The sequence below is a fragment of the Mycolicibacterium diernhoferi genome (assembly GCF_019456655.1).
GTDB classification, from domain to species: Bacteria; Actinomycetota; Actinomycetes; order Mycobacteriales; family Mycobacteriaceae; genus Mycobacterium; species Mycobacterium diernhoferi.
This window is the reverse complement of sequence record NZ_CP080332.1, coordinates 4,597,134-4,611,469: the sequence shown is the minus strand read 5'-3', so window position 1 is coordinate 4,611,469 and position 14,336 is coordinate 4,597,134. Positions and strand designations below refer to the sequence as shown.

Below are 14,336 nucleotides of genomic sequence, written 5' to 3'. Positions count from 1 at the left end.
CCGCCTCCTATACCGCGTCTCGGTTTCGGTAGATCTGCCCGGCGACCAGGCACAGTCCGGCGGCGATGAGGACCATGGCGGCCATCGTGGTGAGGGGGAAATCGGTTGGCGCGGTGGTCTGTCCGACCGGGGAGGCGTCCAGCAGCCACTGCGGCAGCCGCAGCAGCGGGCCGAGGTACAGCGAGGCCACCACGAAGGTGACCGCCAGCCAGCCGATCCAGGGCCGGCGCAGCGCGACGGCCAACGCCGCGATCGCCGCCATCACCGCCATGGCCGCGATGTTGGCGAGCCCGGCCAGTGTCAGCCGCGCGACGGTGCCCGGCTCGCCGACGGTCAGCCCGGCGCCCAACCCATTGCCCAACCCGGCGCACAACAGCAGTGCGCTCGCCCCGGTCAGTGCGGCGGCCACCGAGGTCAGCAGCCACTGCCAGCGTGACACCGCGGCGGCCAGCACGGGTTCGGACAGCCCGGACTCCTCGTCGGCGTAGGTGCGCAGCACGGCCGAGACCACGTAACCGCCGACCGTCGCGGCCAGGAACTGGGTCATGGTGGTGTACACCCCGTCGGTGCCCGAGACCGTCAGCATCCGCGCCAGTAGTTCGTTGTCGCGCGCCGCATCCAGCAGGGAGTTCGTCATCGACCCGAACGCCAGTCCGGCCAGGAACAGGCCGATGCCCCAACCGATCAACTGACCGCGCGCCAGAGTGAGATGCAGGACGAACACATTCGGGATCGGATGGGCGCCGGGCCGTTCGCCGGTGGTTCTGATGATGCCGGCGTCATACTGGCGGCGTCCTTCCAGGACCGCGGCGGTCACGATCAGGGCGGCGGTCACGCCGATCAGCAGAGCCAGCGGCCACCAGCGCAGGTCGACGAACGCCCGCATCTGCTGTGCCCAGGCGATGGGGGAGCACCAGCTCAAGGCGCTGCCGGCCGGGTCGATGACATCGCCGACACCGCGGACCAGGGCGGCCGACGCCAGGGCGCCCATCGCCGCGCCGGTGGCGGTGCGGGCCTGTCGCCACAGCTGGGCGGTGACGGCGGCGACTGCGCCGAACAGCATTGCCACCCAGGTGATCCCGAGAATCATGGCGGCGCTGTCGGCGAGATCGAACCCGGCGGCGGCCACCGTGACCGTCATCGTGACGGTGAGGACGAGGTTGACGGCCGCGACGAGCATCAGCGCTGCGGCGGTGCGCGCGTGGCGGCCGACCACCGAGGACAGCACCAGTTCGGCGGCGCCGCTCTCCTCGTCGCGACGGGTGTGCCGGATGACGGTGAGGATGGCCAGGATCGAGGCGGCGACGATCATGGTGAGCATCAGCTCATTGGCGAGCATGGCGCCCGGCGCCGTCTCGTTGTACCCGAACATCGGCCCGCCCATGATGGTTCCGGCCGGGGTCTGCATCAGGCTGACCCGGGCCTGGCGCTGTTCCTCGCCCGGGTACGCCATTCGCAGCGCGCCGGGGGTGTAGGCCATCAGCAGGGTGAGCAGCGCGATCCACACCGTGAGCCGAATCCTGTCCCGGCGCAACGCCAATCGCAACAGGGGCGCGGCGCCGGTGATCGGTGACTCGGTCGCCGGCGCCCTGTGGGCGGTGACCGTCATCAGCTCACCGCCCGGTACTCACGCAGGAACAGGTCCTCCAGAGAGGCCGGGGCCACCGACAGCTCGTCGATGCCGAGGGCGGCCAGCCGGTCCATGGCGCCATCGAGGTCGGCGCGGCCCACCGAGAAGCTCAGCTGCCCGTCCCGTTCGCTGAAATCGTGGATGTAGGGCAGCCGCCGCAGCGCCGTCCCGTCGCCGCGGGTGCGGACGGTGACCGTGGTGCGCATCAGGTCCCGCAGTTCGGCCAGCGCGCCCGAGCGGACCGTTCGCCCGGCCCGGATGATGGTGACGTTGTCGCAGAGTTTTTCGACCTCGGCGAGGATGTGGCTGGACAGCAGGACCGCGGCTCCGCGCGCCGCCGCGTCCGCGACACATTGCTGAAAGACTTTGTCCATCAACGGGTCCAGCCCGGATGTGGGTTCGTCGAGAATGTACAGTTCGGCATCGGTGCTGAAGGCGGCGATGATGGCGACCTTCTGCCGGTTGCCCTTCGAATAGGTGCGGGCCGACTTGTGCGGGTCCAGTTCGAAACGTTCGATCAACTCGTCGCGGCGCCGGGTATCGGCTCCGCCGCGCAGCCGGGCCAGGAAGTCCATGGCCTGCGCGCCGGTCAGATTGGGCCACAGGGTGACATCGCCGGGCACGTAGGCGATCCGGCGATGCAGTGCCACGGCGTCCCGCCACGGGTCGCCGCCGAGCAGACGTACGGTGCCGCTGTCCGCGCGCAGCAGGCCGAGCAGCACCCGGATGGTGGTCGACTTCCCGGCGCCGTTGGGGCCGAGGAACCCGGTGACATCGCCGGGGGAGACGGTCAGGTCGAGTCCGTCCAGTGCTTTGTGGCGGCCGAACTTCTTTGTCAGGTCTCTGATTTCGACTGCAGGTGCGGATGCGTGCGTCATCGGCGTGCTCCTCCGTCGGGTGGGTGGGTCCGGTCGTGGTCGGCCCGGAACGCGTCGTACATGGTGGAATCGGTCATCAGGCCGTCGGTGTAGAGCTCCAGGGCCGGCAGCATCATGTCCTCGGCGTAGTCACGCAGCACGGCGCGCACATCGGAGGGGTTGTCGTGCAGTTGGAGGTAGAGCAGAAACCCGCCGCCACTGAGGATTCCGAGAAATCTCGCGCGTGCCTTGGGGTCCCGGCTCGGTTTGATGGTGCCGGCCCGCACCCCCACCTCGAGGAAGTCCTCGGTGTTCTCCAACATCTTGGTCCAGAAGGACTTGGCGAGGTCGCCGCCGGCCTGCATGCTGCGCACCAGGTAGGCCATCATCGGTGCGTACTCGTCGATCTCGGCCACCTGGGCCAGCCAGGTGCCGGGGTCGGAGGACTGGATGGTCTCCGCCTTCGCGCCGTGGATCTGCTCGGCGATGTAGTCGTCACACGCCTTGCGCAGCGCGTCCTTGGAGCCGAAGTGGTGGATGACCAACCCGGCGCTGACACCGGCCCTGGCGGCGATCGCGCGCACGCTGGTGCCGAACCCGTGCTCCCCGAACTGCCGGATGGCGGCATCCCGGATCCGTGCGGTGGTGGTCAGATCCTGGGCTGAACGCATGTTCAATACGCTAAACGCGCGTTCAGTAGGCGGTCAAGGGTGCAGCGGCCCCAGATTGCGGATATCGAGAGAAAGCGCGAGACGAGGCCGCGGCAACGGCAATCTCGCGAAAAGAGAGCCCCGAAGGGTCAGTCGCGCGCGGCGGCGAGCAGACCGTCGCCCAGCGGGATCAGCACGGGGGTGAATCGCTCGTCCTCGGCGATCAGCCGGGCGGCCTCACGGACCGCGCTGACCTCGGCGTCGTTGGCCGACGCGTCACCGGCACGGCCGCCGAGCGCGGCGCGGTGCACCACGATGGCGCCGCCCGGGCGCAGCAGGCGCACCGCCTCGGCCACGAACTGCGGCTGATCGGTCGGGGCGGCGTCGATGAAGACCAGATCGTAGGAATCGTCGGCCAGCCGGGGCAGCACCTCCTGGGCGCGGCCGCTGATCAGCCGGGTCCGGGACGGGCCGACGCCGGCCTCGCTGAACGCCTGCTTGGCCAGCCGTTGGTACTCGGGTTCGACGTCGATCGTGGTGAGGACCCCGTCCTCGCGCATCCCGGCCAGCAGCCACAGACCGCTGACCCCGGCGCCGGTACCGACCTCGACCACCGCCTTGGCCCCGGTGAGCCGGGCCAGCACGCTGAGCAACGCCCCGACGGCCGGGGTGACGGCCCCGGCGCCGCTGTCCACGGCGCGATCACGGGCGGCGGCCGTCACCTCGTCCTCGCTGATCGACTGCTCCGCGTGCGAGACGATCGACAGGGCGCGAGCGGAATCGTCGGTGCTGGCCATGCCCGCAGCGTAGGCCGAACCCGGATCGCCCGAGTCGCGACACGCCCGCCCATGATGGGTAAATCACACCCGAAAACACCGGGTTTTCCCTGGTCGCCGACCGGGTATCTACTTTCTCAGGTTCTGTTCAGTTTGCTCATATGCCAGGCACACCCCGGTCGGAGACGGTACTTCCATGGAACACGGCGACAGCTTGCGATCGCGGAATACGGATGGCCTCGGCCACGTTCCCATGAGCAACGCTTTCAACGACTCCGAGCAGACGCCCGCTCACGTGGCCTGCCACCCTGATATGGAGGATCTGAAGATCACCACCCTCGTTGTCCCCGCAATTCCGGTCGCTTCCCCCGGTGCGTCTCCTGTCTCGATGCCTCACCTGGAGCAATACACCGACGGCGACTGGGTGGAGACCTCCGACGAACTGGTCGGCACCGCGGTGTTCGACGCCACCGGCGACAAGGCCACCATGCCGTCCTGGGACGAACTGGTCCGCCAGCATGCCGACCGGGTGTACCGGCTGGCCTACCGCCTCGCCGGTAACCAGCAGGACGCCGAGGACCTGACCCAGGAGACGTTCATCCGGGTGTTCCGGTCGCTGCAGAACTACCAGCCGGGCACCTTCGAGGGCTGGCTGCACCGCATCACCACCAACCTGTTCCTCGACATGGTGCGCCGCCGCACCCGCATCCGCATGGAAGCGCTGCCCGAGGACTACGACCGGGTGCCGGCCGAGGACCCGAACCCGGAGCAGATCTACCACGACTCGCGGCTGGGCCCGGACCTGCAGGCCGCGCTGGACTCGCTGCCGCCGGAGTTCCGCGCCGCGGTGGTCCTGTGCGACATCGAGGGCCTGTCCTACGAGGAGATCGGCGCCACCCTCGGTGTGAAACTGGGCACCGTCCGCAGCCGTATCCACCGTGGTCGGCAGGCGTTGCGTGAGCATCTGGCCAAGCATTCGGACGAGCTGAGCGCTTCCGCCTGATCATGATGGATGTGAGGTGCGGGTTCCCGCGCTACATTCAGATGGGAACAGTGCGAAGTGGGGGCGGTCCGAAAGGAGTCGGGTAATGGCAGACCCGGGCGATGTGTTCCGTCGTGCGTTCTCCTGGCTTCCCACCCAGTTCGCATCGCAGAGCGGTGAGCCGGTCGGCCCGCGTCAGTTCGGCTCCACCGAACACCTGTCCACGGAGGCCATCGCCGCCTACGTGGACGGTGAGTTGCGGATGACCGCCCATCTGCGTGCCGGGCACCATCTGTCGCTGTGCCCGCTGTGTGCCGGCGAGGTGGACGCGCAGCGTCAGGCCCGGTCCGCGTTGCGGGAGGCCTGTCCGATCGCCATGCCCAACTCGTTGCTGGGCTTGTTGTCCCAGATTCCCGACCGCACCCCGGTGACACCCACCGAGGAAACGCCGCAGCATTCCGTCGAAGGCGCAGGTCGCTCCCGGCGCAAGCGCCGGTAGGGTTGATGCGAGGACGATCAGTCGCGGGTGCCGTCTCTTGGTGCGCGCTTGAACGGGGAGTGATGCACGGGTGACCAATCAGGACCAATCGGGCAGTAATCCCCGTCTGGCGCCCCGTCCGGTTTCGCGTCCACCGGTCGACCCGGTGCAACAACGCGCCTTCGGTCGGCCCGACGGAGTGAGCGGGTCGTTCCTCGGCGCGGACAAGCACCGCGACCAGGGCGAATACACCCCCAAGAACCTGTCCCCGGACCCGGTGCTGGCCGAGGCGTTCGGTCGGCCCTACGCCGGCGGTGACTCGCTGCAGCGCCACCCGGCCGACGCCGGCGCGCTGGAAGCCGAACGGCAGGTCGACGCCGACGAACCCGACGATCCGTGGCGCGACCCGGCCGCCGCCGCGGCGCTGGGTTCCCCGGCCGTCGCGCCCAGCGGACCGGTCGTCGTGCAGGCCCCGCAGGGCAAGCTCGGTGTCCGCGATGTGCTGTTCGGTCGCCGGGTGTCGGCCGTCGCGCTGGCGGTCCTGGCGATCATGGCGCTGGTGATCGGCGCCCTCGGTGGTGTCGTCGGCCGTAAGACCGCCGAGGTGGTGGAGGCCTTCACCACCTCCAAGGTCACCCTGGAGACCAGCGACCGGCCGGCCGAGCCGGCCGGGCAGTTCGCCGAAGTCGCTGCCGCCGTTGCCGATTCGGTGGTGACCATCGAGGCGACCAGCGACCAGTCCGGGTCGCAGGGCTCCGGCGTGGTGATCGACGGGCGCGGCTACATCGTGACCAACAACCACGTGATCTCCGAGGCCGCGAGCAACCCGGCCAAGTACAAGATGACCGTGGTGTTCAACGACGGTAAGGAGGTCCCGGCCAACCTCGTCGGCCGTGACCCCAAGACCGACCTCGCGGTGATCAAGGTCGACAATGTCGACAACCTCAGCGTCGCCCGCCTCGGCGATTCGGAGAAGCTCCAGGTCGGCGAGCAGGTGATCGCGGCGGGTGCTCCGCTCGGCCTGCGCAGCACCGTCACCCACGGCATCATCAGTGCGCTGCACCGGCCCATCCCGCTGTCCGGGGACGGGTCGGACACCGACACCGTCATCGACGGCGTGCAGACCGACGCGTCGATCAACCACGGCAACTCCGGTGGCCCGCTGATCAACATGGCCGCCGAGGTCATCGGGATCAACACAGCCGGAAAGTCGTTGTCCGACAGCGCCAGCGGCCTCGGGTTCGCCATCCCGGTGAACGAGGTCAAGGACGTCGTGCAGAAGCTCATCGAAGGCGGCAAGATCTCGCATCCCACCCTCGGTCTGACCGCGCGGTCGGTGAGCAACGACCTGGCGTCCGGCGCCCAGATCGCCGACGTGAAGGCCGGCGGCCCCGCCGAGCAGGGCGGGATCCTGGAGAACGACGTGGTGGTCAAGGTCGGCGGCCGCGATGTGGCCGACGCCGACGAGTTCGTCGTCGCCGTCCGGCAGCTCAAGATCGGCGAGCCCGCCCCGATCGAGGTGGTCCGGGACGGGCGCCGGGTCACCCTGACCGTCACTCCGATCGGCGACGGCGCGGCCTGACATGTTCGCGAACGTCGGTTGGGGCGAGATGCTGCTGCTGGTGGTGGCCGGACTGGTCATCCTCGGCCCCGAACGGCTACCCGGCGCGATCCGCTGGACCTCCGGTGCGGTGCGTCAGGCCCGCGAGTACCTCAGTGGCGCCACCAACCAGCTGCGCCAGGATCTCGGCCCGGAGTTCGAGGACCTACGGGAACCGCTGAGCGAGCTGCAGAAGCTGCGGGGCATGACGCCGCGCGCCGCGCTCACCAAACATCTGCTCGACGGGGACGACTCGTTCCTGACCGGCAACTTCGACAAGCCGGTCAAGCCGGTGTCCTCGGATGCGCCGAAGCCGGCCGAGCCGTCGGCGCCGCCCGGTCCCGCGGCCCCGGCTCAGCCCGGGGTCACCCGCTTCGACGCCGACGCCACCTAGACCTGACGTCCTGGGACGTCAGGTACGGCCTGCGGCGTGGCGTTCGACGGAGGCGGTGAATCCGGCATTCGTGCGCGGCTGAGTCTGGGGACATGCTGTCGAATCCCTAGGACGAGATCGATCTGATGGCCGCCCGCTGCACGGATTTCGGGCCCACCGACAACCCTGGCGTCGATCTCGCGACGAGATCGAGCGCAGGGTCACATGTTGCGGCTCGTCGTGCACAACCAACAACCCTGGCGTCGATCTCGCCCAAGCAGTTGCACGGGGTATGTCTTCCCGAGAGCCGCGGCCAGCGGGGAAACCCGAAGCTCGCAGGCCTGTCGGCCCGAACCTGACGCGAGCTAACGCCCGGCGGGATCCAGTCCCAGCGACATGCCGGCCAGCCCACGCTTGCGGGCGCCGAGCGCGTCGGCGATCTTGCGCAGCTCCTTGGCGGCGGGGGAGTCCGGCGCCGATAGCACCAGCGGCAACCCGGAGTCGCCCGCGGCCACCAGTTCGGGCTCCAGCGGCACCTGACCCAGCAGCGGCACCTCGGCGCCCACCGACCGGGTCAGCGACGCCGAGACCTGCGCGCCACCACCCTCGCCGAAGATCTGCATGACGGTGCCGTCGGGCAGGGTCAGCCCGGCCATGTTCTCCACCACGCCGACGATGCGTTGACGGGTCTGCAGGGCGATCGCGCCGGCCCGTTCGGCGACCTCGGCGGCCGCCGACTGCGGGGTGGTGACCACCAGGATCTCCGCACCCGGGATCAGCTGGGACACCGAGATGGCGATGTCGCCGGTGCCGGGCGGCAGGTCGAGCAGCAGCACGTCCAGATCGCCCCAGTAGACGTCGGCCAGGAACTGCTGCAGGGCGCGGTGCAGCATCGGTCCGCGCCACACCACCGGGGTGTTGCCCTGGGTGAACATGGCGATCGAGATGACCTTCACGTCATGTGCGATCGGAGGCAGGATCATCGAGTCGACCTGGGTGGGCCGGTCTACGATGCCCATCATCCGCGGCACCGAATGGCCGTAGATATCGGCGTCGAGCACGCCCACCGACAATCCGCGGGCAGCCAGTGCGGCCGCGAGATTGACGGTGACACTGGACTTTCCGACTCCGCCCTTGCCGGAGGCCACGGCGTAGACCCGGGTCAGCGAGTTGGGCTGGGCGAACGGGATCACCGGTTCGCGGGAGTCACCGCGCAACTGCTTGCGCAATTCGGCGCGCTGCTCGTCGTTCATGACGTCGAGGCTGACCTTGACCGCGCCGGTGCCGGGGACGTCGGTGACCGCGGCGGTCACCCTGTCCACGATCTCGGCCTTCTTGGGGCAGGCCGAGGTGGTCAGGTAGATCTCGACACCGACGGCCTGGTTGTCGGCAATGGTGACGCTTTTGACCATGCCGACCTCGGTGATCGGGCGGCGCAGTTCGGGGTCGACGACCTTGGCGAGCGCGGAGCGAACCGCAGCTTCGAGGTCGGTATTAGGCGAGGACATCACCCGCGAGTGTAGGCCGCGCCCGCGGACCCGGATTCTCGGGGAGGACGCTCAGGCCGCGGGGCCGTACCGGACGCTCAGTCCACGGGGCCGGGCAGCGCGCCGGTTCCGGTCATCCCCGGCAGCGCCGGTGCCGCCGGGGCGGGCGGTGGCGGCGCGAACGGATTGAACGGCGCCGCAGGCGCGGCCGCCGGTGGCGGCGGGGCGAACGGGTTGAACAGCGCCGGCGGTGCCGCGGGTGGCGGCGGGGCGAACGGGTTGAACGGTGCCGGCGGCGCGGCGGGTGCCGGGGCCGGGGTGTTCTCCCCGATGCAGAACACCGCGCAGTTCGGGACCGCCGCGGGCTGATCCGGTCCGGGCGGCACCGGCAGCCGGTCGGCCACGTTGGCCCGGCCCAGGTCGAAGAACGGCATCACGGCCATCGGGTCGGTCGACGGCAATCCGAGCGCGTTCAGTGGCAGCCCGGGGCCCAGACCCTCGGCCTCGCTGTTCAGATGCACATTGGCATCCCTGAGCTGCGGAACCGACCCGGTGATGGGCGGCAGGTCCACCGGGACCACACCGGTCGCGTAGGCCGCGGCCCAGCCGAGCACATTGCGGGCGTAGGCGACAGAGTTGTTGTAGCGCAGGATCGCCGTCATCACCTGGTTCTGATCACGCATGCTCAGCCCGCCGCTGCACAGGTAGCGGGCCGCGGCCAGGGTCGCGTCGTACAGGTTCTGCACCTCGGTCTTGCCGTCACCGTTGCCGTCGGAGGCGTACCGCGACCAGGTTCCGGGCAGGAACTGCATCGGGCCCATCGCCCGGGCGTAGGTCACCCGGTCGTTGCTGCGGCTCTGCACGATGATCTCGTTGCCGGGCAGGGTGCCGTCCAGTGCCGGCCCCAGGATGGGCCTCACCGCGGTGCCGTTGACGTCGGTGGCGCCGCCGTTGGCGTGCATGGATTCGATCCGGCCGATACCGGCGAGCAGGTTCCAGCTCATCCCGCAGCCGGGTGCCGAGGCGGCCATCATCCGTTCGGCATTGCGGTAGGCGTTCAGGGCGACCGTCGGAATGCGAAGGCTGCCAGGGGAAGTGACCACCGCGGTCGGCGGCGGGGCGGACAGCGCGCTGCCCGCGGTCTGGAACGGCCGCGGGACCTTCTTGGCCGCGACGACGCTGACACCGGACTCGCCGTCGGGTGTGGGGACCACGGCCGCGAGCGGGGTCACCGTCGTCTCCAGGACCGGCTTCGCGACCGGCGCGGAGGCGCCGACGCCCAGCGTCAGAACCAACGGGCTGATGACGGCGAGACCCAGCAAACCCCGGGTACTCGGCGCGGAATCAGCCACCGTACGCATCACCCGCCCTGCGCCATGCCGCACTGCGGCGAGGGCGGAGGCTGCCCCTTTGACCACTCAACCGTCCTATATTTGCCGGACCCGACCGCTTGTGAACCAGGTCACCATACCTACTCGGCTGCCGCCGTGGTGCGGCAATGGGGTGCAATGGCGGTCACGGCGCGTCCGGACCGGGTTCGGGTTCGCCACCGTCGGCCTCGTTCGCCCGCTTGCCCTTCTGCTTCTTGGGCTTCGGCGGCGACAACTCGACCAGCATTTCGCGCAGTTCTTCGAGTTCCCGGCGGAGGTAATCGCGGGTGGCAACCTCGCCGATGGCCAATCGCAGCGCGGCCAACTCGCGGGCCAGGAATTCGGTGTCGGCCTTGGTCTGCTCGGCGCGTCGGCGATCCTCCTCCAGGGCCACCCGGTCCCGGTTCTCCTGGCGGTTCTGGGCCAGCAGGATCAGCGGCGCCGCGTAGGCGGCCTGGGTGGAGAACGCCAGGTTCAGCAGAATGAACGGGTACGGATCCCACTGCAGGGTCAGCGCCGAGAGGTTCAGCAGGATCCACACGATGACGAACACCGTCTGCATCGCCAGGTAGCGCCCGGTTCCCAGGAACCGGGCGAACGATTCACCGAAGCGGCCGGCCGCCTCCACGTCGAACTGCGGGGTGAAGCGCCGGCGGGACACCCGCGGGGTGTCGATGCGGCGGCTATCGGTCATGACGTCTTCCCCGCGGGCGTGATGACCGGCTCGGTCTCACCTTCGCGCCAGTCGTCGGGCAGCAGGTGGTCGAGCACATCGTCGACCGACACCGCGCCGAGCAGGTGGTTCTCCTCGTCGACCACCGGCCCGCAGACCAGGTTGTAGGCGGCGAAATAACGGGTCAGCGCCCCCAGCGTCTCTTCCGGTCGCAGGTTGGGCAGATCGGTGTCGATGATGCCGCTGACCAGCGTGGCGGGTGGCTCCCGCAACAGCCGCTGCAGGTGCACACAGCCCAGGTAGTGGCCGGTCGGGGTGGCGGTGGGCGGGCGCACCACAAACACCAGCGAGGCCAGCGCCGGCGTCAGGTCGGGGTCGCGCACCCGCGCCAGCGCCTCGGCGACCGTGGTGTCCGGCGCCAGCACCACCGGCTCGGAGGTCATCAGGCCGCCGGCGGTGTTCGGGGAGTGGCTCAGCAGCCGTCGGACATCCTCGGAGTCCTCGGGGTCCATCCGGCGCAGGAACTGTTCGGCGTCGGCCGGCGTCATCGCGCCCAACAGGTCCGCGGCGTCGTCGGGATCCATCGCCTCCAGCACGTCGGCGGCCCGGTCGGTCTTCAGCTGCCGCAGCACGGCCACCTGCTCGTCCTCGGGCAATTCCTGCAGCACGTCGGCCAGTCGCTCGTCATCGAGGGCGTTGACGACCTCGAACCGCCGCTTGGGCGGCAGCTCGCGGACGGCGTCGGCGACCTCGACGGGGCGCTGACCCTGGAACTGCTCCAGCAGCTGGGCCACCCCCTGATCGGGCATGGCCAGACCGGACGGCGTCAAGCCCTGGACGCGTTGCCAGTCGACGGCGTAGACGTTGCTGCGCCGGCCGAGCCGGCGCTGCGGGCGCACGGCCACCTTGGTGACCACCCAGTCCCGGGTGCGGGTCTGCTCGATGCCGAGATCGACGACGACCACGTCGAGTCCGGCCAGCTGCTCCAGATCGGGGTCGTCGACGCGGACCCGGGTCTCCAGCACCTGGCCCAGCGCCAGCACCTCACCGGGGCGCTGGCTGAACCGGCGCAGTGACACGTTGCCGGTGGTGAGCGTGACGGCGTGCGGCTCGATCGCCGTGACCCGCAGGATCGGCACGAAAATCCTTCGGCGGGTGAGCAATTCGACGACAAGGCCGAGGACGCGCGGCTGCTGGCGGACGATGCTGATGCTCACCACCACATCGCGGACACGGCCGATCGACTCGCCATCCGGGCCGAGGACGACCATCCCCGCCAGGCGGGCCGCATAGACCCTGGTTACCGCCGCCATGAACTAGAGCGTAGAGACTGGGGGCGTGGACAACGTGTATCGCCCCCGCCGGACGTGTCTGTCGGTTCCGGGCAGTAGCGACAAGATGATTGAGAAGGCCAAAACGCTGGCCGCCGACCAGGTCTTCCTGGATCTGGAGGATGCGGTCGCCGCCGACGCCAAGGCCGACGCCCGGTCCCGGGTGGCCGCCGCCCTGATGGAGCCGGGATGGTCCGCCGGATCGCTGAAGGGGGTGCGGGTCAACGACTGGACCACACCGTGGACGCACGCCGACGTCATCGACGTGGTTGCCACCGCCGGTTCGGTGCTCGACATCATCGTGCTGCCCAAGGTGTCCGACGCCACCCACGTGCATGCGCTCGATCTGCTGCTGACCCAACTGGAGACCATCCATGGCCTGCCGGTGGGCCGGATCGGGATCGAACCGCAGATCGAGGACGCGCTCGGGCTGACCAACGTCGACGCCATCGCCGCCGCCCCGCGGGTGCAGGCCCTCGTACTGGGGCCCGGCGACATGGCGGCCAGCCTGAACATGCGCACCCTCGAGGTCGGTGGGCAACCCGAGGGCTATGACCTCGGCGACGCCCACCATCACGTGCTGATGAAAATCTTGGTCGCCGCCCGGGCACGCGGCATCAACGCGATCGACGGACCGTACGTGAAGGTGCGCGACGTCGAGGGGTTCCGCCGGGTGGCCGGACGATCGGCGGCACTGGGCTATGACGGCAAGTGGGTGCTGCACCCGGATCAGATCGCCGCGGGCAACGAACTGTTCAGCCCCCGCCAGGCCGACTACGACCACGCCGAGTTGATCCTGGAGGCCTACGAATGGCACACCTCGGTGGCCGGCGGAGCGCGCGGCGCGGTGATGCTCGGTGACGAGATGATCGATGAGGCCAGCCGGAAGATGGCGTTGGTGGTCGCGGGCAAGGGCCGGGCCGCGGGCATGTCGCGCACGACCGCGCCGTACCGGCCGCCCGCCTAAACCAGGGTGAAGCCGCTGACGACCACGCCGATCCACAGCAGCGTCAGCAGCACCAGCCCGGCGGTGATCAGGCCGCCGATGACGGCTCCGGCCAGGGCAAGACCGTAACCGTCCTGGCCGGTGCGCCTGGTCTCGCGCATCGCGATGACCCCGAACACCAGCCCGGCCACCGATGGCAGTCCGCAGAACGCCAATCCGGCCAGGGCGCAGACCAGTGCGGCGATGGCCTTGCCGTTGGTGCCCGGCGGTTTTGGGGCGCGGTACGGGTCCCAACCGGGATAGCCGGGCGGGCCCGGGTACACCGGCGGCGGCAGGACGGCGTCGGCCGGATACTCCACCGGGCCCCCGGGATCGCCCGGTGCGGGCTGCGGCGGGCCGTCGCTCACAGCAGCGAAAAGGCCCACACGAGGCTGATCACCAGTGAGAACCCGCCGACGGCGATGCCGGCGATCGCCAGGCCGCGGCCGCCCTGGTTGCTCTGCTTGATCTGGTTGAGGGCGATGACACCGAGCACGATCCCGATGATCGACCCGATGCCGCAGATGACTCCGACGAGCGAGGCGATCAACGATCCGATCGCCAACGAATTCGTGCCGGACGGCGGCGGCGGGCCGTAACCGCCGTAGCCGGGGGTCGCACCGTAGGGCGGTGGCAGCGCGGGATAACCCGGCGCCGGGGGCGTGCCGAACGGCGGTGCCCCGAAACCCGGCGCACCGTAACCGGGCGGCGGCGGGAGATAGCCGGTCGCCCCGTAGCCGGGTGCGACCTGTCCCGGCGGGGGGAACGGCGGCGGGAAGCCGGCGGCGTCCTGGCCCGGCGGCGGGAACTGCAGCGCGGGATCGGGCTGCTGATAGGCAGGCGGCGGGTCGTAGTTGCCGTACGCCGGCGGCGGCGGGTAACTCGGGGCGGGCGGCGGGGTCTGCTCGATCGGCGGCGCCTCGTACCCGGCGGCGGTCGGCTCGGAACCGGAACCCTCATCCGATGGTGGTGTCGCGCCTGTGTCCTCACCCGGATTGCTCATCCTGCAAACGTAGCGTACGTGCTGGTCCCCGCCATGATTCGTGTCCGGGGCTGGCCGCATGCGGGCCTGGTTGGGGCTAGGGTTGATGATCGAAACCGAGGGACGCGTACCCGTCTGCGCACGTCGCCCAGCGCCGACGCG

General features: G+C 69.8%; 15 protein-coding genes. 5 read left to right on the top strand and 10 right to left on the bottom strand.

Going from position 1 to position 14,336, the window contains the following annotated elements; translation table 11 throughout:
• Window positions 1–7: 7 nt before the first annotated feature.
• The 4 genes from K0O62_RS21755 to K0O62_RS21740 all read right to left on the bottom strand — a co-directional run bounded on the left by K0O62_RS21755 (window position 8) and on the right by K0O62_RS21740 (window position 3,934).
• The gene (locus K0O62_RS21755) at window positions 8–1,609 is read right to left on the bottom strand and encodes an ABC transporter permease (protein ID WP_073858387.1); all 1,602 of its coding nucleotides are present in this window, start codon (window positions 1,607–1,609) and stop codon (window positions 8–10) included.
• Window positions 1,609–2,508 carry an ABC transporter ATP-binding protein gene (locus tag K0O62_RS21750; protein WP_073858386.1) on the bottom strand — a complete coding sequence of 300 codons (900 nt, stop codon included), beginning with the start codon at window positions 2,506–2,508 and terminating at the stop codon, window positions 1,609–1,611. Before K0O62_RS21750 ends, K0O62_RS21755 begins: the two co-directional genes overlap by 1 nt.
• Entirely contained in the window at window positions 2,505–3,158 is a 654-nt protein-coding gene (locus tag K0O62_RS21745; protein WP_073858385.1) for a TetR/AcrR family transcriptional regulator, read from the bottom strand. The genes K0O62_RS21750 and K0O62_RS21745 overlap by 4 nt, the downstream gene beginning before the upstream one ends.
• Window positions 3,159–3,286: 128 nt before the next feature.
• The gene (locus K0O62_RS21740) at window positions 3,287–3,934 is read right to left on the bottom strand and encodes an O-methyltransferase (protein WP_073858384.1); all 648 of its coding nucleotides are present in this window, start codon (window positions 3,932–3,934) and stop codon (window positions 3,287–3,289) included.
• Window positions 3,935–4,166: 232 nt separating this feature from the next.
• Here K0O62_RS21740 and sigE point away from each other — a divergent pair, with 232 nt between their 5' ends.
• The 4 genes from sigE to tatB all read left to right on the top strand — a co-directional run bounded on the left by sigE (window position 4,167) and on the right by tatB (window position 7,367).
• Window positions 4,167–4,916, top strand: a complete 750-nt coding sequence (sigE, locus tag K0O62_RS21735) for an RNA polymerase sigma factor SigE (RefSeq protein ID WP_372512877.1) — start codon at window positions 4,167–4,169, stop codon at window positions 4,914–4,916.
• A gap of 85 nt (window positions 4,917–5,001) precedes the next feature.
• Window positions 5,002–5,394 (top strand): anti-sigma E factor RseA, encoded by a 393-nt coding sequence (gene rseA / locus K0O62_RS21730; RefSeq protein ID WP_073858382.1) that lies wholly within the window; start codon window positions 5,002–5,004, stop codon window positions 5,392–5,394.
• Between the two features lie 70 nt (window positions 5,395–5,464).
• Window positions 5,465–6,955: a serine protease HtrA gene (gene htrA, locus K0O62_RS21725; protein ID WP_073858381.1), complete on the top strand. Its 1,491-nt coding sequence runs from the start codon at window positions 5,465–5,467 to the stop codon at window positions 6,953–6,955.
• A 1-nt stretch (window position 6,956) separates the two neighbouring features.
• A complete protein-coding gene (tatB, locus tag K0O62_RS21720; RefSeq protein ID WP_073858380.1) occupies window positions 6,957–7,367 on the top strand; it encodes a Sec-independent protein translocase protein TatB in 411 nt (136 codons plus the stop codon).
• Between the two features lie 344 nt (window positions 7,368–7,711).
• Here the strand turns inward: tatB and K0O62_RS21715 are convergent, their stop codons facing one another.
• The 4 genes from K0O62_RS21715 to K0O62_RS21700 form a co-directional block, all read right to left on the bottom strand.
• A complete protein-coding gene (locus K0O62_RS21715; protein ID WP_073858379.1) occupies window positions 7,712–8,854 on the bottom strand; it encodes an Mrp/NBP35 family ATP-binding protein in 1,143 nt (380 codons plus the stop codon).
• Window positions 8,855–8,931: 77 nt separating this feature from the next.
• The gene (locus K0O62_RS21710; protein ID WP_073858378.1) at window positions 8,932–10,194 is read right to left on the bottom strand and encodes a lytic transglycosylase domain-containing protein; all 1,263 of its coding nucleotides are present in this window, start codon (window positions 10,192–10,194) and stop codon (window positions 8,932–8,934) included.
• A 154-nt stretch (window positions 10,195–10,348) separates the two neighbouring features.
• On the bottom strand, window positions 10,349–10,897 hold the full coding sequence (locus K0O62_RS21705; RefSeq protein WP_073858377.1) for a DUF1003 domain-containing protein: 549 nt from the start codon (window positions 10,895–10,897) through the stop codon (window positions 10,349–10,351).
• On the bottom strand, window positions 10,894–12,189 hold the full coding sequence (locus tag K0O62_RS21700; RefSeq protein WP_073858376.1) for a magnesium transporter MgtE N-terminal domain-containing protein: 1,296 nt from the start codon (window positions 12,187–12,189) through the stop codon (window positions 10,894–10,896). The genes K0O62_RS21705 and K0O62_RS21700 overlap by 4 nt, the downstream gene beginning before the upstream one ends.
• 25 nt (window positions 12,190–12,214) lie before the next feature.
• Between K0O62_RS21700 and K0O62_RS21695 the strand changes: the two genes are divergently transcribed.
• Window positions 12,215–13,174, top strand: coding sequence for an HpcH/HpaI aldolase/citrate lyase family protein (locus K0O62_RS21695; RefSeq protein WP_073858375.1), 960 nt, complete (start codon window positions 12,215–12,217; stop codon window positions 13,172–13,174).
• Here K0O62_RS21695 and K0O62_RS21690 read toward each other — a convergent pair.
• Together K0O62_RS21690 and K0O62_RS21685 are read right to left on the bottom strand one after the other, a co-directional pair.
• Entirely contained in the window at window positions 13,171–13,560 is a 390-nt protein-coding gene (locus tag K0O62_RS21690; RefSeq protein WP_073858374.1) for a DUF4190 domain-containing protein, read from the bottom strand. The two genes, K0O62_RS21695 and K0O62_RS21690, sit on opposite strands and share 4 nt — an antisense overlap.
• Window positions 13,557–14,195 carry a DUF4190 domain-containing protein gene (locus tag K0O62_RS21685; RefSeq protein ID WP_073858373.1) on the bottom strand — a complete coding sequence of 213 codons (639 nt, stop codon included), beginning with the start codon at window positions 14,193–14,195 and terminating at the stop codon, window positions 13,557–13,559. The genes K0O62_RS21690 and K0O62_RS21685 overlap by 4 nt, the downstream gene beginning before the upstream one ends.
• Window positions 14,196–14,336 lie beyond the last annotated feature (141 nt).

Coding starts and splice junctions, on each gene's coding strand:
- K0O62_RS21755 (WP_073858387.1), bottom strand. CDS start 1,609: ATGACGGTCACCGCCCACAGGGCGCCGGCGACCGAGTCACCGATCACC.
- K0O62_RS21750 (WP_073858386.1), bottom strand. CDS start 2,508: ATGACGCACGCATCCGCACCTGCAGTCGAAATCAGAGACCTGACAAAG.
- K0O62_RS21745 (WP_073858385.1), bottom strand. CDS start 3,158: ATGCGTTCAGCCCAGGATCTGACCACCACCGCACGGATCCGGGATGCC.
- K0O62_RS21740 (WP_073858384.1), bottom strand. CDS start 3,934: ATGGCCAGCACCGACGATTCCGCTCGCGCCCTGTCGATCGTCTCGCAC.
- sigE (WP_372512877.1), top strand. CDS start 4,167: ATGAGCAACGCTTTCAACGACTCCGAGCAGACGCCCGCTCACGTGGCC.
- rseA (WP_073858382.1), top strand. CDS start 5,002: ATGGCAGACCCGGGCGATGTGTTCCGTCGTGCGTTCTCCTGGCTTCCC.
- tatB (WP_073858380.1), top strand. CDS start 6,957: ATGTTCGCGAACGTCGGTTGGGGCGAGATGCTGCTGCTGGTGGTGGCC.
- K0O62_RS21715 (WP_073858379.1), bottom strand. CDS start 8,854: ATGTCCTCGCCTAATACCGACCTCGAAGCTGCGGTTCGCTCCGCGCTC.
- K0O62_RS21710 (WP_073858378.1), bottom strand. CDS start 10,194: ATGCGTACGGTGGCTGATTCCGCGCCGAGTACCCGGGGTTTGCTGGGT.
- K0O62_RS21705 (WP_073858377.1), bottom strand. CDS start 10,897: ATGACCGATAGCCGCCGCATCGACACCCCGCGGGTGTCCCGCCGGCGC.
- K0O62_RS21700 (WP_073858376.1), bottom strand. CDS start 12,189: ATGGCGGCGGTAACCAGGGTCTATGCGGCCCGCCTGGCGGGGATGGTC.
- K0O62_RS21685 (WP_073858373.1), bottom strand. CDS start 14,195: ATGAGCAATCCGGGTGAGGACACAGGCGCGACACCACCATCGGATGAG.